We start from the raw sequence: 17374 nt of genomic DNA, 5'->3' as shown, positions 1-17374 counted from the left end.
CTGGAGGGTGATGGATCGGCTCGCTGGACGCGTCGCGCACGATGCGCGATTGGAAGGTTGGAGCGTTCGCTTGCGCGTCCAGGAGGACGCGACGCTCCAAAGGAGGGACTGGACTGACCGCTCGGGGACACAGCTAGGATGGCGCTGGATGACGACATCCGCATCCTGTCCGCCGTGAAGCTTTTTCAGGGCTTCACGCAGGAACAGTTGCGCCTGCTCGCCTTCGGCGCGGAAAACACCTTCCTGCAGGCGGAGCGCAAGCTCTATCTCGAGGATGACGAAGCCGACTCGGCCTATATCGTGGTCAGCGGCTTGATCGCGCTCTATCGCGAGCAGGGCGGCGAGCGCATCCCGATCGGCACCGCCGGCCCGGGCGCCATGCTCAGCGAACTCGCCCTGATCGCCGACACCAGACGCCTGACCAGCGCCTCGGCCGCGGCCGATTCGGAAGTGATCCGGCTCAGCCGCAAGATGTTCCGCCGCATCCTGGAGGAATATCCGGAGCTGGCAGTGCAGCTGCACGAGCGCATCCTGGAGGAATTCCAAGAGATGATCGCCCGCATCGAAGAGCTCGCGCCGCGGTTCACGGGGTAGAGTCTGCGAATCTGACGGCTGAAAGGTCGGCGGGACAGCACCCCCCTCTGTCCTGCCGGACATCTCCCCCGCAAGGGGGGAGATTGGCAGCTTCGTCGGCAGCGCTTTCCCTCCCAATGTAGACGATTAGCGAAAGCGGCAGTGACGTCCGATCTCCCCCCTTGCGGGGGAGATGGCCGGCAGGCCAGAGGGGGGTGTGAAGGAACGCTACCTACAACGGATTTCAGCCGTCGGCTTAGTGACGACGGGCCTCTACCCCAAATCAAATTTCGCGATCACCGGCACATGGTCCGACGGCTTCTCCCAGCCGCGCGCCGATTTCAGGATCTCGTAGCCTTTGAAGCTCGGCACCAGGTTGGCCGACGACCAGACATGGTCGAGCCGGCGCCCGCGATCCGAGGCTTCCCAGTCCTTCGCGCGATAGCTCCACCAGGTGTAGAGCTTCTGCTCGGCGGGCACGTTGTGTCGCATCAGGTCGACCCAGCCGCCGGCCTGCCGCATCGCCTCGAAGTTTTCGGTCTCGACCGGCGTGTGGCTGACGACGTTGAGCAATTGCTTGTGCGACCAGACGTCATGCTCCTGCGGCGCGATGTTGAGGTCGCCGACCAGGATCGAGGCGGACAGGTCGTCTTGGCTCGCCGGCACGCTGTTCATCTCATAGACGAAGTCGAGCTTGTGGCGGAATTTGCGGTTGATCTCCGGATCGGGCTCGTCGCCGCCGGCCGGCACGTAGAAATTATGCAGCAGGATCGACCTGCCGCCGGCCTGCACTTTGACGGACAGATGCCGGCTGTCGTCGATCTCGCAGAAACGCCGCTTCTCGACCAGCTCGATCGGCCGGCGCGCCACGGTCGCCACGCCGTGATAGCCCTTCTGACCGTGGAAGAGGATGTGCTCGTAGCCCGCCTTGCGGAAGGCCTTCTCGGGAAAAAGCTCGTCCGGGACCTTGGTTTCCTGCAGGCAGAGCACGTCCGGCGCATGCTCTTTGAGCAGCCGCTCGACGATCGGCATGCGCAGGCGCACGGAGTTGATGTTCCAGGTGGCGACGGTGAAGGGCATTCAGGCAGGTCCGGCAAAGATCGCCGAACTACTGCCAGTCACGCGCCACAAAGACAAGCTGGTCGGCGCTTCAGACCGACCTCACCCGAATATCGGCGGACCTACCGCGTCTTGGTATTCAGCTCTCTGTTCGCCGTATAGTCGATGGCAAAGGTATCCGGCGGGATGGAGACGCCTTCCTTGACGTTGAAGATCATTACCGTCGTGTCCTTGCCCTGCGCGTCGGTGATCGTCCACTGGCGCAGCTCATAGCTCTTCGGATCGAACATCATGGTGATCCGGGCATTGCCGAACACCGACTTGTCGGAGAGCTGGATCGTGGTGAGGTCGTCCTCTTCCTTCACCGCCTTCACGCGCCCGCCGGAGAGGTCGATCCTGTCGTCGAGCAACAGCTTCAGCGGTGTCTTCGACAGCGGGTAGAGGTCGGAAGTGTTGAGCTTCTTGTTGAGGATGACCACCGACTTGCCGTCGGAGATCACCCGGAAATTCGACGCTCCGTCATAGTTGAAGCGGATCTTGCCGGGACGTTCGAGAAAGAACTTGCCGCCGGTCTGCTCGCCCTTCGGGCCGAACTGCACGAATTCGCCGCTCATCGATTTGACCGAGGAGAAGTGGTCGGCAATCTTCTGCGCCGCCGGCGGAACCGCGGCCTGCGCCTGGGCCAGGAGCTGGAAACCCGGTACGACGTTGATGGCGGCGGCGCCCGCGAGCACCAGGCCAAGGCCGAGCACCTGCCGGCGGGTCGGGGCGAATTCTGTCTGGGTCTTCATGCCGGTCACTTCCTGTGATTCGTGTCGTCGCTGTCTCTGGACCCCCAGTTGGGCCTAAGTTTGGCGGGTCATACGGCGCTTGGTCGCATGAACGCGCCAGATGGTTCAAAGTTGCCGGCCGGCCGCTGCGGGCGTTGCCGGGCTAGAACTTGTCGTCCTCGGTGGGAACAAGAATCTCGCGTTTGCCGGCGTGGTTGGCCGGGCCGACGATGCCTTCCTTCTCCATTTTCTCGATGATCGAGGCGGCGCGGTTGTAGCCGATGCCGAGCCGGCGCTGGATGTAGCTGGTCGAGGCCTTGCCGTCGCGCAGCACCACCGCCACCGCCTGGTCGTAGGGATCGTCGGAATCCTCGAAATTGCCGCCGCCACCGCCGCCGGAACTCCTGCCCGAGGAGCCGCCGTCCTCATCGTCTTCCTCGTCGTCCTCGGTGATGGCGTCGAGATATTCGGGCACGCCCTGCAGCTTGAGATGGCCGACAATCCGCTCGACCTCGTCATCCGAGACGAAGGGGCCGTGGACGCGCTGGATGCGGCCGCCGCCGGCCATGTAGAGCATGTCGCCCATGCCGAGCAGTTGCTCGGCGCCCTGCTCGCCAAGGATCGTGCGGCTGTCGATCTTCGACGTCACCTGGAAGGAGATGCGGGTCGGGAAATTGGCTTTGATCGTGCCGGTGATGACGTCGACCGACGGGCGCTGCGTCGCCATGATGACATGGATGCCGGCGGCGCGCGCCATCTGCGCCAGGCGCTGCACCGCGCCCTCGATGTCCTTGCCGGCCACCATCATCAGGTCGGCCATCTCGTCGATGATGACGACGATATAGGGCATCGGCTCGAGATCGAGATCCTCGGTCTCGTAGATCGCCTCGCCGGTCTGGCGGTCGAAGCCGGTCTGCACGGTGCGCGAGATTTTCTCGCCCTTCTTCTCGGCCTGGCTGACGCGTGCGTTGAAACCGTCGATGTTGCGCACGCCGACCTTGGACATCTTGCGGTAGCGGTCCTCCATCTCCCGCACGGTCCATTTCAGCGCCACCACCGCCTTCTTCGGATCGGTGACGACGGGCGTGAGCAGATGCGGGATGCCGTCATAGACCGAGAGCTCGAGCATCTTGGGGTCGATCATGATCAGCCGGCATTCCTGCGGCGTCAGCCGGTAGAGCAGCGAAAGAATCATGGTGTTGATGGCGACCGACTTGCCCGAGCCGGTGGTGCCGGCAACCAGCACGTGCGGCATCTTGGCGATGTCGACGATGACCGCCTCGCCGTTGATGGTCTTGCCTAGCGCCAGCGCAAGCTTCGCCTTCGTCGTCTCGAAGTCGCGGCTCGCCATGATCTCTCTGAGATAGACTGTCTCGCGCTTGGCGTTCGGCAGCTCGATGCCGATGGCGTTGCGGCCGGGCACGACGGCGACGCGGCAGGCGATCGCGCTCATCGAGCGGGCGATGTCGTCGGAAAGGCCGATGACGCGCGAGGATTTGATGCCGGGCGCGGGCTCGAGCTCATAGAGCGTGACGACCGGACCGGGGCGGACATGGATGATCTCGCCCTTGACGCCGAAATCCTCGAGCACGCCTTCGAGCAGCCTTGCGTTCTGCTCCAGCGCGTCCTTCGACAGGCTCGGGTCTTTCGCCACGTTCTTCGGTTCGGACAGGAAATGCAGCGACGGCATCTCGAACGTGCTGGAGCCGATCAAAGAGGTCTGCGCCTCGCGCTGGACGCGCGCGCCCTGCACCGGGCGCGGCGCAGGCGCCTCCACGCGCGTCGCCGCGTCGGAGCGGAAGTTGCGCACATTGGCGCGGCGCTGCACCGGCTGCTCGTCATCGAAATCGTCGAGATCGGCCTCTTCGGCGAAGTCATCGTCGTCGACCGGATCGACCGAAGCGCTGCGATCGTTGACCATCGCTGCAAAGAATTCCGGCTCGACACGCGCACGACCGCCGGGGCTCATCCTGGCCTCGGCGAACTCGGCCGATTCGACCCGTTCGGCGGCGCGGCGCCAGGCGCTTGCTCGCGGCTCCATCGCAGGTTCGAACTCGTCGCGTTCCTGCCTGCGGCGCGCGGCGCGGCGGTGCATCCATGCGCGGAACGACAGCCACCAGTGGGTGATGGCGCCGAGCGCCAGAATGCCTTCGTCGCCCTCGTCCTCATCCTCGTCGAAGAGCAGATCGTCCTGCTCGCGCGGATCGGGCGCGGCGGCACGCTCCATCACCGCAAACCCGTTCTTGCGCGCGATCAGCGTCGAGCCATAGGCGAACAGCCACAGCGCCGGCGCGGCGAGAACCACCGCGATGATGCTGGCGAAAAGACCCTTCGGATAGCCGCCGACGGCGATGCCCGGAATCTTCAGCACCATGTCGCCGAAGACGCCGCCGAGACCGGTCGGCAGCGGCCAGGTGTTGGGCGGCGTCACGCATCCGGCGATCGCCGCGGCAAGCAGCGCGAAGCCGAACCAGGCAAGCCCGCGCTTCGGCAGCCTGTCGACGCCACGTGCGGAGAAGAGAAGAAAACCCCAGACCACCGCCGGCACCAGGCCCGCGACCGCGGCAAGGCCGAAGAACTGCATGGCGAGGTCGGAAAACACCGCGCCCGTATAGCCCATGGCGTTGGTGACGATGTTGTTGGTGGCATGCGAGAAGCTCGGGTCGGCGACGTTCCAGGTGGCGAGGCTGGCGACGCCGAAAGCGGTGAAAACGAACAGGCCGGCGCCGACCAGCCGCCCGACCTGCCGCCGCGCGAATGCCTGGATGCCGTGCCCCGTATCGGTCAGCGCGAGCGGTGCTGAAGCGCCTGAACGCATGCCTCTTCCCCGTAAGTCGTTGCCTGGCCGGGCGCAGACGCACTCCGGCAGATTCGAACGCCAGACTATCGGCGGGAAGGTTAAGGCCGCATTAACCATGGCCTTTTACCGGATGCCCTCGAAAAGGAAATGGCGGGCCTTAACGGCCCGCCATCTCTCATAGGCAACGGCGAAACGATCGGATCCGTCCGGACCGGACCTCCCGCAAATTATTTGTGACCGGCGTACATCATCAGGTTGGCGCAGAATTCGGCGTGTGGCTTGCTCATCGCCGCATCCTGGCACTCCTTCATCATCATGTCCTGCTTGTCCTTGGCCGTCGAAGCCCAGGCCGCCTTGAAATCGGCCTCGGACTTCATGGTCTTCATGCTGGAATCGGTGAAGAACGGCGCCATGTTGTCAGGCTCGTCGAGCGCGCCAGCAAGTGCAACGCCGCTGACCATCGACAGAGCCATTGCTCCCAGGAAGATCGTCTTGAAGTTCATTAGTTGGTTCCTTCCCTGATATTTGGCGAACGCCACGATGGCGATCGCAATCCCAGTACGGAACCGGAATGGCCGGTGTTTCATACATGCGCGATCAAGTGAATGTGATCGAGTTGCCAGGTATTCATACCCGACAAAAAAGGAGGCCCGGAAGATCTTCCGGGCCTCAAGGCGTGAGCCCCTTTTGAGAGCATCACGACGGGATCTTGGGAGTAGATCCTGAAAAACCGCTGCGCGGCTTTCATTGAATATCCGGACCGGCGGGAGGAGGGTCCGCCGGTCCTTGGCAGGATCGGCCTTACGGCACGACCTCGCCGTGCTGGGTGACGTCGAGGCCTTCGACCTCTTCCTGGCTGCTCGGACGCAGGCCGACCAGCGCCTTGACGATGAAGAGGATCACGAAGGTCGCGATCGCGGTCCACAGGATGGTGAAGACGATGCCGTAGACCTGCGTGCCGACCGAAGCGCCCTTGCCGAGCGCGTTGATCGCCGGATCGGCGAGCGCGCCGGTGAGCAGTGCACCGATCACACCGCCGACGCCGTGCACGCCGAAGGCATCGAGCGAGTCGTCATAGCCGAACATGTGCTTCACCTTGACGGCCGAGATGTAGCAGAGCACGCCGGCGACGATGCCGACGATGAAGGCGCCGGTCGGGTTGACGAAGCCGGAAGCGGGCGTCACCGCGACGAGGCCGGCGACGGCGCCGGAGATGATGCCGAGCACCGACGGCTTCTTGGCGACGATCCATTCGGCGAACATCCAGGCCAGCGCCGCGGCGGCGGTGGCGACCTGCGTGTTCATCATCGCTGCACCCGCGAGGCCGTCGGCCGCGAGCTCCGAGCCGGCGTTGAAGCCGAACCAGCCAACCCACAGCAGCGAAGCGCCGATCACCGAATAGACGAGGTTGTGCGGCGCCATGTTGGTGGTGCCGTAGCCCTCGCGCTTGCCGAGGACGAGCGCGCAGACGAGGCCCGCGACACCGGCGTTGATGTGGACGACCGTGCCGCCGGCGAAGTCGAGAACGCCAGCCGAACCCAGGAAGCCGCCGCCCCACACCCAATGCGCGATCGGTGCGTAGACGAAGACCAGCCACAGGCCCATGAAGATCAGCAGCGCCGAGAACTTCATGCGCTCGGCGAAGGCGCCGGCGATCAGCGCGGGCGTGATGATGGCGAAGGTCAACTGGAACATCGAGAAGACGAACTCGGGGATGTTCGCCACGCCCGGTAGCCACAGCGTCGACGTGGTGATGCCGTGATGGAAGAATTTCGAGAAGCCGCCGAGATAGGCGTTCATGCCGCCGCCGTCGGAGAAGGCCAGCGAATAGCCGAACATGAACCACAGCACCGTCACCAGGCAGGTGATGGCAAAGCTCTGCATGATGGTGGCGAGCACGTTCTTCTTGCGCACCATGCCGCCGTAGAACAGCGCCAGGCCGGGAATGGTCATCATCAGCACCAGCGCCGTCGAGGTCAGCATCCAGGCGGTGTTGCCGGTATCGAGGACCGGGGTCGGCGCGGCAGGTGCGGCTGGCGCGGCCGCCGGAGCAGCCTCCTGCGCGAAGGCGGCGGCCGTGCTGAGCGCCACGAGAGTGAGCGAAGCGGCCGCGCGTCCCGTCGTCTTCAAGGTGGAAGGAATATTCATTGATCTCTCCGTTGGAATAGCTGATCGCCGCTTAGAGCGCGTCGGTGTCTGTTTCGCCGGTGCGGATGCGCACCGCCTGGTCGATGCCGAAGACGAAGATCTTGCCGTCGCCGATCTGGCCGGTCTTGGCGGCGGAGGAGATGGCTTCGACGGCCTTGTCGACCATGTCGGCGCCGACGGCGACTTCGATCTTGATCTTGGGCAGGAAGCTCACCGCGTATTCCGCGCCGCGATAGATTTCCGTATGTCCCTTCTGACGCCCGTAGCCTTTGACTTCGGTGACGGTCAGGCCCTGGATGCCGACGGCGGTGAGCGCTTCGCGCACCTCGTCGAGCTTGAACGGCTTGATGATTGCCATCACGATTTTCATAAGGTTTCACCCTTTGCTGTTGCGGTCCCCCGCGTTTGCACACCTTCACCGATCCCGAGGAGAGCCGGAGAGTGCCCGACAGGATTCAAGCTCCGTGCCAATTGCCGAAGCAGGGTGTTAACCTGTTGTAAACAAAGGGGATGGGCGGCCACTGCACAACAATCGTGCGCAGTGGCGCCATGGCGTCTGATTAAGAAATAGGCAAAATTTAGAAAATGCCTGTTTTCTAGGCCTTAACTCGAAGCCGGCTCAGCGTTTCAGCCGGATGAGGCCTTCCTGGGCCACCGAGGCGATCAGCGTTCCGTCGCGCGCGAACAGCGATCCGCGGGTGAAACCGCGCGAGCCTTGCGTGGAGGGGCTGTCCTGCGTGTAGAGGATCCAGTCGTCCAGCGAATGGCTGCGGTGGAACCACATCGCGTGATCGAGGCTGGCCGCCTGGATGTCGCGGTCGAAGATGGCGCGGCCATGCGCGAAGGTCGAGGTGTCGAGCAGCGTCATGTCGGAAAGGTATGCAAGCACCGCCGCCTGCGTCGCGCTGTCTTCCGGCACCGGGCCGGTGGTGCGGATCCAGATGTTCTGCTCCGGCTCCAGCTTCTCGCGGCTGGTATAGTGCTTGAGCATCACCGGCTTCATCTCGATCGGCCGGTCGCGCTCCCAGTAGCGCCTGATACCTTCCGGCACCGCCTCGCCGAACTTGCCGAGCAGCTCGCGTTGCGAAAGCAGCGTGTCGGGTGCCGGCACGTCGCGCGGCATCGGCAGCTGATGCTCCAGCCCCACCTCGTCCTGCTGGAAAGAGGCTTCCAGCGAGAAGATCGCCTGCCCATGCTGGATCGCCACCACCCGGCGCGTGGTGAAGGAGCCGCCGTCGCGGATGCGGTCGACCTCGTAGACGATCGGCACTTTGGTGTCGCCGGGCCGCATGAAATAGCCGTGCAGCGAATGCACATGGCGCTCCGGCTCCACCGTGCGCTGGGCGGCAACCAGCGCCTGGGCGATGGTCTGGCCGCCGAACACGCGCTGCCAGTCGAGCTTGGGGCTGCGACCACGATACAGATTGTGTTCGAGCTGCTCGAGGTCGAGAATATCGAGAAGCTCGTCCATGGCCGCCGTCATGTTCCACGTCCTTGAAAAGATGTGCCACAGCGGGTTTCGGACAGGACAGGCGGGCAGTCAAGCTGCTACGACCCGCACCGAGACCGGAAGCCGCGAAAGGAAAGTGCCATGGTCGATCGCAAGGAGGCGGACAAAGCCTCTGTGGATGTGCTGGTGGCGGGCGCCGGCTATGTCGGCCTTACCGTCGCCGTATCCCTGAAGCAGGCGCGCCCCAGCCTGGGCGTCGCCATTGTCGATGCCGCCCCCGCCGGCGTCTGGCAGAAGGACGGCCGCGCCTCGGCGATCGCCGCCGCGGCCTGTCGCATGCTGGAGCAACTCGGCGTCTGGGACGAGATCGCGCCCGAGGCCCAGGCGATCACCGAGATGATCATCACCGACTCGCGCGCCGCCGATCCGGTGCGTCCTGTGTTTTTGACCTTCGACGGCGAGGTGGCGCCGGGCGAGGCCTTCGCCCATATGGTCGCTAACCGGGACCTGAACGGCGCGCTCCGCCGCCGCGCCGAAAAGCTCGGCATCGACATCATCGAAGGCATGGCCGTCAGCGCCTTCGACACGAACGGCGTCGGCATCACCGTGCATCTGGCCGACGGTGCGGCGCTCAAGGCGCGGCTGCTGATCGCCGCCGACGGCGTCAATTCGAAGCTGCGCGACATGGCCGGCATCAAGACGGTGAAATGGGAATACGGCCAGTCCGGCATCGTCTGCACGGTGGCGCATGAGCGCCCGCACAACGGCCGCGCCGAGGAACATTTTTTGCCCGCCGGCCCCTTCGCCACACTGCCGCTGAAACCCGACAGGGACGGCACCAATCGCTCCTCGATCGTCTGGGTCGAGCGTACGGAAGACGCGCAGAAGCTGGTCGAAGGCGACGAGTTCGTCTTCGAACATGAGCTGGAGCACCGCTTCGGGCTGAAGCTCGGCGAGATCCGCGTCGCCGACAAACCGCGCGCCTGGCCGCTTGGCCTCACCCTAGCCCGCGCCTTCGTGGCGCCTCGCATCGCGCTCGCCGGCGACGCCGCACACGGCATCCATCCGATCGCCGGCCAGGGGCTCAACCTCGGCTTCAAGGATGTGGCCGCACTCGCCGAAGTGGTGGTCGAGGCCGACCGGCTCGGCCAGGATATCGGCGCCCTCGACGTGCTCGAACGCTACCAGCAATGGCGCCGCTTCGACACGCTGCAGATGGGCGTCACCACCGACGTGCTGAACCGCCTGTTCTCCAACGATATCGGCCCGCTTCGCGCCGTGCGCGACATCGGCCTCGGTCTCGTCGAGCGCATGCCGAAGCTCAAGGACTTCTTCATCCGCCAGGCCTCGGGCCTGTCGGGTGATACGCCGCGGCTATTGAAAGGGGAAGCTATCTAGCAGCCAAAGGAGATAATAGAAGACTACGACGGCGGCCAGCATGCCGATCACCAACCTTCCGGCCCTGGATTTGCGCAACCTGTCTCCAAACAGCGTGTCAATCAGATCGGCCAATTCGGCAGCCACGTAGGCAATTGCTTCCATCTGTGCCTTGACGGTTCGGTGTACCCACCACTGATGTAGGCACAACTGCCTCGCGTTCAAAGATCGATGGTCGCCTGGATCAATTGACCTCAAAGCCCAGCTTCTGCCGCAACCTCAGCATCCGCTGATCCACGATCCGCAGACTCTGCTCACCGCCTTGCGCCACACGGTTCAGCATCCGGAGCAGGTCGTCCCGCTCATGCGGATCGAGGCGCTCGCGCAGGAATGGCGCCAGCTTATCGATGACGATCGTCGTGTCGTCGATCTGCGACGCCGCCCATTTGGCGTAGACGACCGCCTCGTCGGTTTTCTTCGGGCTGGCGGCAATCTGCGCGATCACCTCGCGAAGGACGGCTTCGCGCTGCGGCAGGATCGGGTCATGTTCCGAAACGATCGCGGTGATCAGCGTCGCGGCGGCCACGACGGGATCGTCGATCGCCGTCAGCGGCGAGAGTGCTGCCTGCTTGCGCAGCTTCTTGCGGCGGATATTGCCCTGCACGCGGCCGATAACGTCGGCGACCTCGCTGGCCGCCTCGTTCATCGCCTTCAGCCGGTACCACCAGATGGCCGCCGCGCCGAGCAGGCCAAGTATAGCGATCAAGAAAGGCATGCCGAATTCCCCCGAAATCCCGGCAACGATAGGAGAAGTGCAGCATCGCTTCAACAAGCGACAATTGCGGCGATGAAGAAACCCCTAATATCTGCCGACCGCCATACGACGGCATCATGACCCCGGTATGTCGTAGATCGCCCTGACCTCGACGGTGCCGAGTTCGGCGAGCGGAATGCCGTCCGCGATCGCCAGCGCCTCGTCGAGATCCGCGGCCTCGACCATGACGAAGCCGAGCAACTGCTCTTTCGTCTCGGCGAACGGGCCGTCGGTGACCAGCCGCTTGCCCTTGCGCCGGCGCAGCGACTTCGACATCTTCACCGGCTGCAGCGCCTGGGCGATGATCAGCTTGCCTTGTCGGTCGAGTTCCCTGTCATAGGCGAGCGAGTCGGCGTCGAGCTTGGCGGATCTTTCCGGCGTGAGCGCGAAGAGGTCTTTTTCCTCGCCATAGACCAGCAGGACATATTTCATTTTTCGTTCCCTTCCTGTGATGAACCATAGGAGGCGACAGCGATGCTGTCAGCCTTGCTTCTGACCGCCGCCGCGTGGTCGAGCAGCAATGCCGCGATCCCGATGATGGCCACGGCCGCCACCAGCCGGCCGAAGCCGGATGGCGGCGGATCCAGCCAGAAGTCTTGCGGTCGCCAGGCTCTTCGGCCGGGGCGTCTCCAAAGCGCGAAAAACAGATTGTCCATCCTGAACCTCCATCGGCCGTAACTCCGTGGCCGCCCGCAGGACGGTCCGCCCGCCGGGAAGTCGACATTTTTGCACGCGCATTTTTTTTGAGAATTTTTTCGCGGGCCCTGCCCGCGCGGGCACAATCGCGCCATGGTCTTCCGCCGCGCTCGCGCTATAGTTCAGGGGAACGCTGGCGCCCGCCAGCGGCAACCCCGAAAAGCCAGGAGGACTTCATGGACCGCACCGCAAACGCCGTCTGGAAAGGCAATCTGAAAGAGGGCAAAGGCACACTGGACACCCAGAGCGGGACGCTGAAGGGCACGCCCTATTCCTTCAAGGCGCGCTTCGAGGATGAGAGCGGCAAATCCGGCACCAATCCGGAAGAGCTGATCGCCGCGGCGCACGCCGGCTGCTACGCCATGCAGCTTTCGCACTTCCTGGCCGAAAACGGCACGCCGGCCGCCGAGCTCGACGCCAAGGCTGTGGTGACGCTGGTGCCCGGCACCGGCATCACCGGCAGCGCCATCACCCTGGTCGGCAAGGTGCCGGGCATCGATGCGGCGAAGTTCAAGGAGCTCGCCGAGAAGGCCAAGGCCGAGTGCCCAGTCTCCAAGGCGCTCGGCGCCATCAAGGTTTCGCTCGACGCAAGGTTGGCTGATTAGTATTTTTACTTTGCACGGTGGCGATCCTTCGCGCCCCCCTCTGCCCTGCCGGGCATCTCCCCCACTTGGGGGGAGATCGGACGTCGCGCCGGTTTTCGCCAACTTCCAACGTTGCAGGATGAGCGAGGCGCAGAGACATCTAATCTCCCCCCAAGTGGGGGAGATGTCCGGCAGGATAGAGGGGGGCGCTGTCCCGCTAGGGTCCCCGGTTGAGCTAACCGCCCAGCGCCTCGATCTTCGCGCGCAGCGTCGCGACCTCTTCCTCCAGCGCCCGCACCCGCGCCTCGAGATCGGTATCCGACGATACCGGCGCCTGCCAGGGCGCTGCCGCTGCCGCTGCCTCCACCGGCCCGCTCAGCAGATGCACGTAGCGCTCCTCGCGCTGCCCAGGCGCGCGTTCGAGCAATTGCACGAGCGGCGGCCGGCGGCCGATCATCAGGTCCAGATTGTCGCGAAGCTCCTCGATCGAGGCAAAGCGCGCCATACGCTCCGAGCGCGCGAGCAGCTCATGCGCGGTCTGCGCGCCGCGCAGGAGCAGCAGGCCGACGATCGCGATCTGCGGCGTGGTCAGCGAAAAACGCTGCGCCATCAGATGCTCGTAGCGCTCGACACGCGAGGCGAAGGCCTGGCGCACCATGCCCTTCTGTTCGAGTTGGCTGAGCGCCCGCCTGACCTCGGTGAGCTCCAGCGCCATCACCGGCTCGCGCGCCGTCTTCTGGTTGGCGGCGGCATGCGCGCCGTTGAGCGTCAGCGGATAGACATCCGGCGTCAACTCCTTCTTCTCGATCAGCGAGCCGAGCACGCGGGCTTCGACGGGGGAGAGGACGGGGAGGTCAGTCATTGGGTTGGGCTATCCTTCTAAGGCTGGAGGGACAGCACCCCCCTCTGTCCTGCCGGACATCTCCCCCGCAAGGGGGGAGATCGGCAGCTTCAGCGCCGTTCGTCCATTCTTGCAACGTTGAAGATTAGCGAAAGCGGGAAAGACAGCCAATCTCCCCCCAAGTGGGGAGATGGCCGGCAGGCCAGAGGGGGGCGCGAAGGAATGCTGCCTGCCAGACTATCGAAAAGCCGAGGCTAAACCCTTCTCTCCACCATCATCTTCTTGATCTCGGCGATCGCCTTCGCAGGATTGAGTCCCTTCGGGCAGGTCTGCGCGCAATTCATGATGGTGTGGCAGCGATAGAGCCGGAAGGGGTCTTCCAGATTGTCGAGCCGCTCGCCGGTCGCTTCGTCGCGGCTATCGATCAGCCAGCGATAGGCCTGCAGCAGCGTCGCCGGGCCGAGATAGCGCTCGCCGTTCCACCAGTAGCTCGGGCAGGAGGTGGAGCAGCAGGCGCACAGGATGCATTCGTAGAGCCCGTCGAGCTTCGCACGGTCCTCATGGCTCTGCAGCCACTCGGTGGCAGGCGTCGGCGAGACCGTCTTCAGCCATGGCTCGATCGAGGCGTGCTGGGCGTAGAAATTGGTGAGGTCTGGCACAAGGTCCTTGATCACAGCCATATGCGGCAGCGGATAGACCTTCACCGCGCCTGAAATGTCCTCCGCACCCTTGGTGCAGGCGAGCGTGTTCGAGCCGTCGATGTTCATGGCGCAGGAGCCGCAAATGCCCTCGCGGCAGGAGCGGCGCAGCGTCAGCGTCGGGTCGATCTTGTTCTTGATCCACAGCAGCGCGTCGAGCACCATCGGTCCGCAATCGTTCATGTCGACGAAATAGGTGTCCATGCGCGGGTTTTCGCCGTCATCCGGCGACCAGCGATAGATCCGGTATTCGCGCAGGTTCGTCGCGCCCTCCGGCTTCGGCCAGGTCTTGCCCTGCTGGACCTTGGAATTCTTCGGAAGCGTGAGTTCGACCATTACCTGCGGTCCTTTCGGATGACGAGCTTCAGCCCGGACCAGATTTCATTGACGGCGGCGACCTTGACGTCGACGAGGTCCAGCTTGAGCGCTTGCGTGCGGATCACGTCCTCGGTGACGTCGGTCGCGACCTTTGATGCCTTCTTCGGCCAGGACACCCAGACCATGCCGTCACGCTTGATCGCCGTCTCGATGCCGGCCAGGCCGTCCTCGATCTCGGCGCGTTGCCGGGTGAAGGCATGCACGGCATCGTATTTCCGGTTGCCGGAAATCGCCGACCACTTGGACAGCCGATCGACCCCGGCAAACGCCACGGCGTCGGTCAGGTCGTCGAGCTCCGGCGGCAGCGCGATGAAGGCGGCGACCATGCCGTCCTTCAGGCCGAGCTTGGCCGGAAGGGGCGTGCCGGAATATCCTGCGGCCGCCAATGCCATGGTCAGTAGACCCTCGCCTTCGGCGCGATCTTGGCCGGGTTGATGCCGCCGTCCTTTTCCGCCAGCAGCGTCTCGGTATGCACCGGCCGGTAGGTGAGCGTCACCTTGCCGTCCTCGTCGACGCGGGCCAGCGTGTGCTTGCGCCAGTTGGCGTCGTCGCGCGCCGAGAAATCCTCCCGCGCGTGCGCGCCGCGGCTCTCCTTGCGTGCCGCCGCGCCGTGGACGGTGGTGATGGCGTTGGCCATCAAATTCTCCAGCTCCAGCGTCTCGACGAGATCGGAGTTCCAGATCATCGAGCGGTCGAAGACCTTGATATCCTTGAGCTCGCCCCAGATCTCGGAGACGCGCTTGCAGCCATTGTCCAGCGATTCCTGGGTGCGGAACACCGCCGCGTCTTCCTGCATCGCCTTCTGCATCTTTTCGCGCAAGCTTGCTGTCGGCGTCGAGCCATTGGCGTGGCGCAGGCGATCGAAGCGATCCATGATCTTCTCGACCGAGGCCGCGTTGGGCGAGGGTATCGGCGACTTGCGGTCGATCACCTGGCCGGCGCGAAGCGCCGCCGCGCGGCCGAACACGACGAGGTCGATCAGCGAGTTGGAGCCCAGCCGGTTGGCGCCGTGCACGGAGGCGCAGGCGGCCTCGCCGACAGCCATCAGCCCTGGCGATACTTGGTCCGGGTTCTTAGCCGTTGGGTTGAGCACTTCGCCCCAATAATTGGTCGGCACGCCGCCCATATTGTAGTGCACCGTCGGCAGCACCGGGATCGGCTCCTTGGTCAGGTCGACGCCGGCGAAGATTTTTGCCGATTCCGAGATGCCCGGCAGCCTTTCATGCAGAACGGCCGGGTCGAGATGGTCGAGATGCAGGAAGATGTGATCCTTCTTCGGCCCGACGCCACGGCCTTCGCGGATCTCCATCGTCATGCAACGCGAGACCACGTCGCGCGAGGCAAGGTCCTTGGCCGACGGCGCATAGCGCTCCATGAAGCGCTCGCCTTCGGAATTGACGAGATAGCCACCCTCGCCGCGCGCGCCTTCGGTGATCAGGCAGCCGGCGCCGTAGATGCCGGTCGGGTGGAACTGCACGAACTCCATGTCCTGCAGCGCAAGCCCGACTCGTGCGGCCATGCCGCCGCCGTCGCCGGTGCAGGTATGCGCCGAGGTGGCGGAGAAATAGGCGCGTCCGTAGCCGCCGGTCGCGAGCACCACCATCTTGGCCGAGAAGCGATGGATGGTGCCGTCGTCGAGGTTCCAGGCCACGACCCCGGTGCAGGTGCCGTCCGGCTCCATGATCAGGTCGAGCGCGAAATACTCGATGAAGAACTGCGCGTTGTTCTTCAGCGACTGGCCGTAGAGCGTGTGCAGCATGGCATGGCCGGTGCGGTCGGCGGCGGCGCAGGTGCGCTGCACCGGCGGCCCTTCGCCGAAGTTCATCATCATGCCGCCAAATGGCCGCTGGTAGATCTTGCCCTCTTCCGTGCGCGAGAACGGCACGCCGTAATGCTCGAGCTCGTAGACGGCGGCGGGCGCCTCGCGCACCATGTATTCCTGCGCGTCGATGTCGCCCAGCCAGTCCGAGCCCTTGACGGTGTCGAAGAGATGCCACTGCCAGTTGTCGGGGCCCATATTGGCGAGCGAGGCGGCGATGCCGCCTTGTGCCGCCACCGTATGCGAGCGGGTCGGGAACACCTTGGTGATGCAGGCGGTGCGCAGCCCCTGCTCGGCCATGCCGAGCGTGGCGCGCAGCCCGGCGCCGCCGGCGCCGACGATCACCACATCGAATTTGTGATCGACAAAGGTGTAGGCGGAAGCCGTGCTGGCTGTATTTGCGTTGGCCAAGACGTCAGCCTCCGAATGCGAGTTTGAGCAGAGCGAAGAGCGAGGCGACGCCCACTGCTATCGAGAAGAATGTGTTGAGGGCGATCAGCGCGAGCTTCATGCCTTCGCCATGCACATAGTCCTCGATGATCACCTGCATGCCGAGCCGCATGTGGTAGAGCCCGGAAATCAGCACCAGCGACAGCACCAGCGCCACGAACGGATTGGCGAGGGACGCCCGCACGTCGGCATAACCGTGGCCGTTGACCGCGATCAGGAAGCCGACGAAGAACAGGATGAGCGGAATATTGGCGATCGCCGTCAGCCGCTGGCGCCAGAAATGGCCGGTGCCTTCGCGGGCCGAGCCCAGGCCGCGGACCTTGCCCAGCGGCGTGCGCATGTCCGAATTCTTTGCGACCATCAGAGTGCTCCCCGCGCCATGTAGCCGGCGATCCAGATCAGCAGCGTCAGCACGATCGAGCCGGCGAGCGTCGCCCAGGCGATCTTCGAGGCGGTGTGTTTTTCGAGCCACGCGCCGGTGTCCCAGACGAGATGGCGCAGCCCGCCCAGCATGTGGTGCATCAGCGCCCAGGTGTAGCCGAAGAGGACCAGTCGGCCGAGCCAGGAGCCGAAGGCCCAGTTGACCCAGTCGAAGGCGGCCTGCGAGGTCGAAGCCGCGATCAGCCATGCCGCCACCAGGAGCGTGCCGAAATAGAGCGCGCCGCCGGTGATGCGATGGATGATCGACATCGTCATCGTGATCGGCGGCCGGTAGATCGTCAGATGCGGCGAAAGCGGCCGCTCGTGTCTGGCAACTGCGCGGGTGGCTGGTGATTTGCTCATGGCTCCCCCAGTTCGGCGTTCCGGAGCTGCGACGGATGCAGCTTTTGCCGCCTCCATATATGGCCTCGGATAGGCGGTTTCTAATGCGCTTTTTGCACCGCGTCAAAGCCGGAAAATCGTTTTGGAAACGTCAT

19 protein-coding genes are annotated in these 17374 nt (G+C 64.4%); 3 read left to right on the top strand and 16 right to left on the bottom strand.

Annotation, left to right across the window (positions count from 1 at the left end):
- Positions 1–138: 138 nt before the first annotated feature.
- Positions 139–594 (top strand): cyclic nucleotide-binding domain-containing protein, encoded by a 456-nt coding sequence (locus tag RFN30_RS11630; protein ID WP_320262226.1) that lies wholly within the window; start codon positions 139–141, stop codon positions 592–594.
- A gap of 252 nt (positions 595–846) precedes the next feature.
- Here RFN30_RS11630 and xth read toward each other — a convergent pair whose 3' ends face one another.
- From xth to tesB, 7 genes are all read right to left on the bottom strand, one after another.
- A complete protein-coding gene (gene xth, locus RFN30_RS11625) occupies positions 847–1653 on the bottom strand; it encodes an exodeoxyribonuclease III (RefSeq protein WP_320262225.1) in 807 nt (268 codons plus the stop codon).
- Positions 1654–1754: 101 nt separating this feature from the next.
- Entirely contained in the window at positions 1755–2423 is a 669-nt protein-coding gene (locus tag RFN30_RS11620) for an outer membrane lipoprotein carrier protein LolA (protein WP_320262224.1), read from the bottom strand.
- 142 nt (positions 2424–2565) lie between these two features.
- The gene (locus tag RFN30_RS11615; RefSeq protein ID WP_320262223.1) at positions 2566–5220 is read right to left on the bottom strand and encodes a DNA translocase FtsK; all 2655 of its coding nucleotides are present in this window, start codon (positions 5218–5220) and stop codon (positions 2566–2568) included.
- A 209-nt stretch (positions 5221–5429) separates the two neighbouring features.
- Positions 5430–5705 carry a hypothetical protein gene (locus RFN30_RS11610; RefSeq protein ID WP_320262222.1) on the bottom strand — a complete coding sequence of 92 codons (276 nt, stop codon included), beginning with the start codon at positions 5703–5705 and terminating at the stop codon, positions 5430–5432.
- A 298-nt stretch (positions 5706–6003) separates the two neighbouring features.
- A complete protein-coding gene (locus RFN30_RS11605) occupies positions 6004–7332 on the bottom strand; it encodes an ammonium transporter (RefSeq protein WP_430698972.1) in 1329 nt (442 codons plus the stop codon).
- Positions 7333–7381: 49 nt separating this feature from the next.
- Positions 7382–7720, bottom strand: a complete 339-nt coding sequence (locus tag RFN30_RS11600; protein WP_066998360.1) for a P-II family nitrogen regulator — start codon at positions 7718–7720, stop codon at positions 7382–7384.
- A gap of 249 nt (positions 7721–7969) precedes the next feature.
- Positions 7970–8833: an acyl-CoA thioesterase II gene (tesB, locus tag RFN30_RS11595; protein WP_320262221.1), complete on the bottom strand. Its 864-nt coding sequence runs from the start codon at positions 8831–8833 to the stop codon at positions 7970–7972.
- A 108-nt stretch (positions 8834–8941) separates the two neighbouring features.
- Between tesB and RFN30_RS11590 the strand changes: the two genes are divergently transcribed.
- The gene (locus RFN30_RS11590) at positions 8942–10198 is read left to right on the top strand and encodes a ubiquinone biosynthesis hydroxylase (RefSeq protein ID WP_320262220.1); all 1257 of its coding nucleotides are present in this window, start codon (positions 8942–8944) and stop codon (positions 10196–10198) included.
- A 223-nt stretch (positions 10199–10421) separates the two neighbouring features.
- Here RFN30_RS11590 and RFN30_RS11585 read toward each other — a convergent pair whose 3' ends face one another.
- From RFN30_RS11585 to RFN30_RS11575, 3 genes are all read right to left on the bottom strand, one after another.
- The gene (locus RFN30_RS11585) at positions 10422–10952 is read right to left on the bottom strand and encodes a hypothetical protein (RefSeq protein ID WP_320262219.1); all 531 of its coding nucleotides are present in this window, start codon (positions 10950–10952) and stop codon (positions 10422–10424) included.
- Positions 10953–11066: 114 nt separating this feature from the next.
- Entirely contained in the window at positions 11067–11423 is a 357-nt protein-coding gene (locus tag RFN30_RS11580; RefSeq protein WP_320262218.1) for a YciI family protein, read from the bottom strand.
- On the bottom strand, positions 11420–11647 hold the full coding sequence (locus RFN30_RS11575) for a hypothetical protein (protein WP_320262217.1): 228 nt from the start codon (positions 11645–11647) through the stop codon (positions 11420–11422). Before RFN30_RS11575 ends, RFN30_RS11580 begins: the two co-directional genes overlap by 4 nt.
- A 216-nt stretch (positions 11648–11863) precedes the next feature.
- Between RFN30_RS11575 and RFN30_RS11570 the strand changes: the two genes are divergently transcribed.
- Complete coding sequence (locus RFN30_RS11570; protein WP_320262216.1) at positions 11864–12292, top strand: OsmC family protein; 429 nt, start codon at positions 11864–11866, stop codon at positions 12290–12292.
- 214 nt (positions 12293–12506) lie between these two features.
- Here the strand turns inward: RFN30_RS11570 and RFN30_RS11565 are convergent, their stop codons facing one another.
- The 6 genes from RFN30_RS11565 to sdhC all read right to left on the bottom strand — a co-directional run bounded on the left by RFN30_RS11565 (position 12507) and on the right by sdhC (position 17240).
- Complete coding sequence (locus tag RFN30_RS11565) at positions 12507–13133, bottom strand: YceH family protein (protein WP_320262215.1); 627 nt, start codon at positions 13131–13133, stop codon at positions 12507–12509.
- 233 nt (positions 13134–13366) lie between these two features.
- Positions 13367–14146, bottom strand: coding sequence for a succinate dehydrogenase iron-sulfur subunit (locus RFN30_RS11560; RefSeq protein ID WP_320262214.1), 780 nt, complete (start codon positions 14144–14146; stop codon positions 13367–13369).
- A complete protein-coding gene (locus RFN30_RS11555) occupies positions 14146–14580 on the bottom strand; it encodes a DUF3052 domain-containing protein (protein ID WP_320262213.1) in 435 nt (144 codons plus the stop codon). Before RFN30_RS11555 ends, RFN30_RS11560 begins: the two co-directional genes overlap by 1 nt.
- A gap of 2 nt (positions 14581–14582) precedes the next feature.
- Positions 14583–16418: a succinate dehydrogenase flavoprotein subunit gene (sdhA, locus tag RFN30_RS11550; RefSeq protein ID WP_320262212.1), complete on the bottom strand. Its 1836-nt coding sequence runs from the start codon at positions 16416–16418 to the stop codon at positions 14583–14585.
- A gap of 4 nt (positions 16419–16422) precedes the next feature.
- A complete protein-coding gene (gene sdhD / locus RFN30_RS11545; protein WP_320262211.1) occupies positions 16423–16818 on the bottom strand; it encodes a succinate dehydrogenase, hydrophobic membrane anchor protein in 396 nt (131 codons plus the stop codon).
- Positions 16818–17240: a succinate dehydrogenase, cytochrome b556 subunit gene (gene sdhC, locus RFN30_RS11540; protein ID WP_320262210.1), complete on the bottom strand. Its 423-nt coding sequence runs from the start codon at positions 17238–17240 to the stop codon at positions 16818–16820. Before sdhC ends, sdhD begins: the two co-directional genes overlap by 1 nt.
- Between the last annotated feature and the right edge of the window lie 134 nt (positions 17241–17374).

It is taken from the genome of Mesorhizobium dulcispinae, from assembly GCF_033977345.1.
In the GTDB taxonomy this organism is placed as follows: Bacteria; Pseudomonadota; Alphaproteobacteria; order Rhizobiales; family Rhizobiaceae; genus Mesorhizobium; species Mesorhizobium dulcispinae.
Note: the sequence above shows the minus strand (reverse complement) of the source record. Positions and strands in the feature narration are given on the sequence as shown.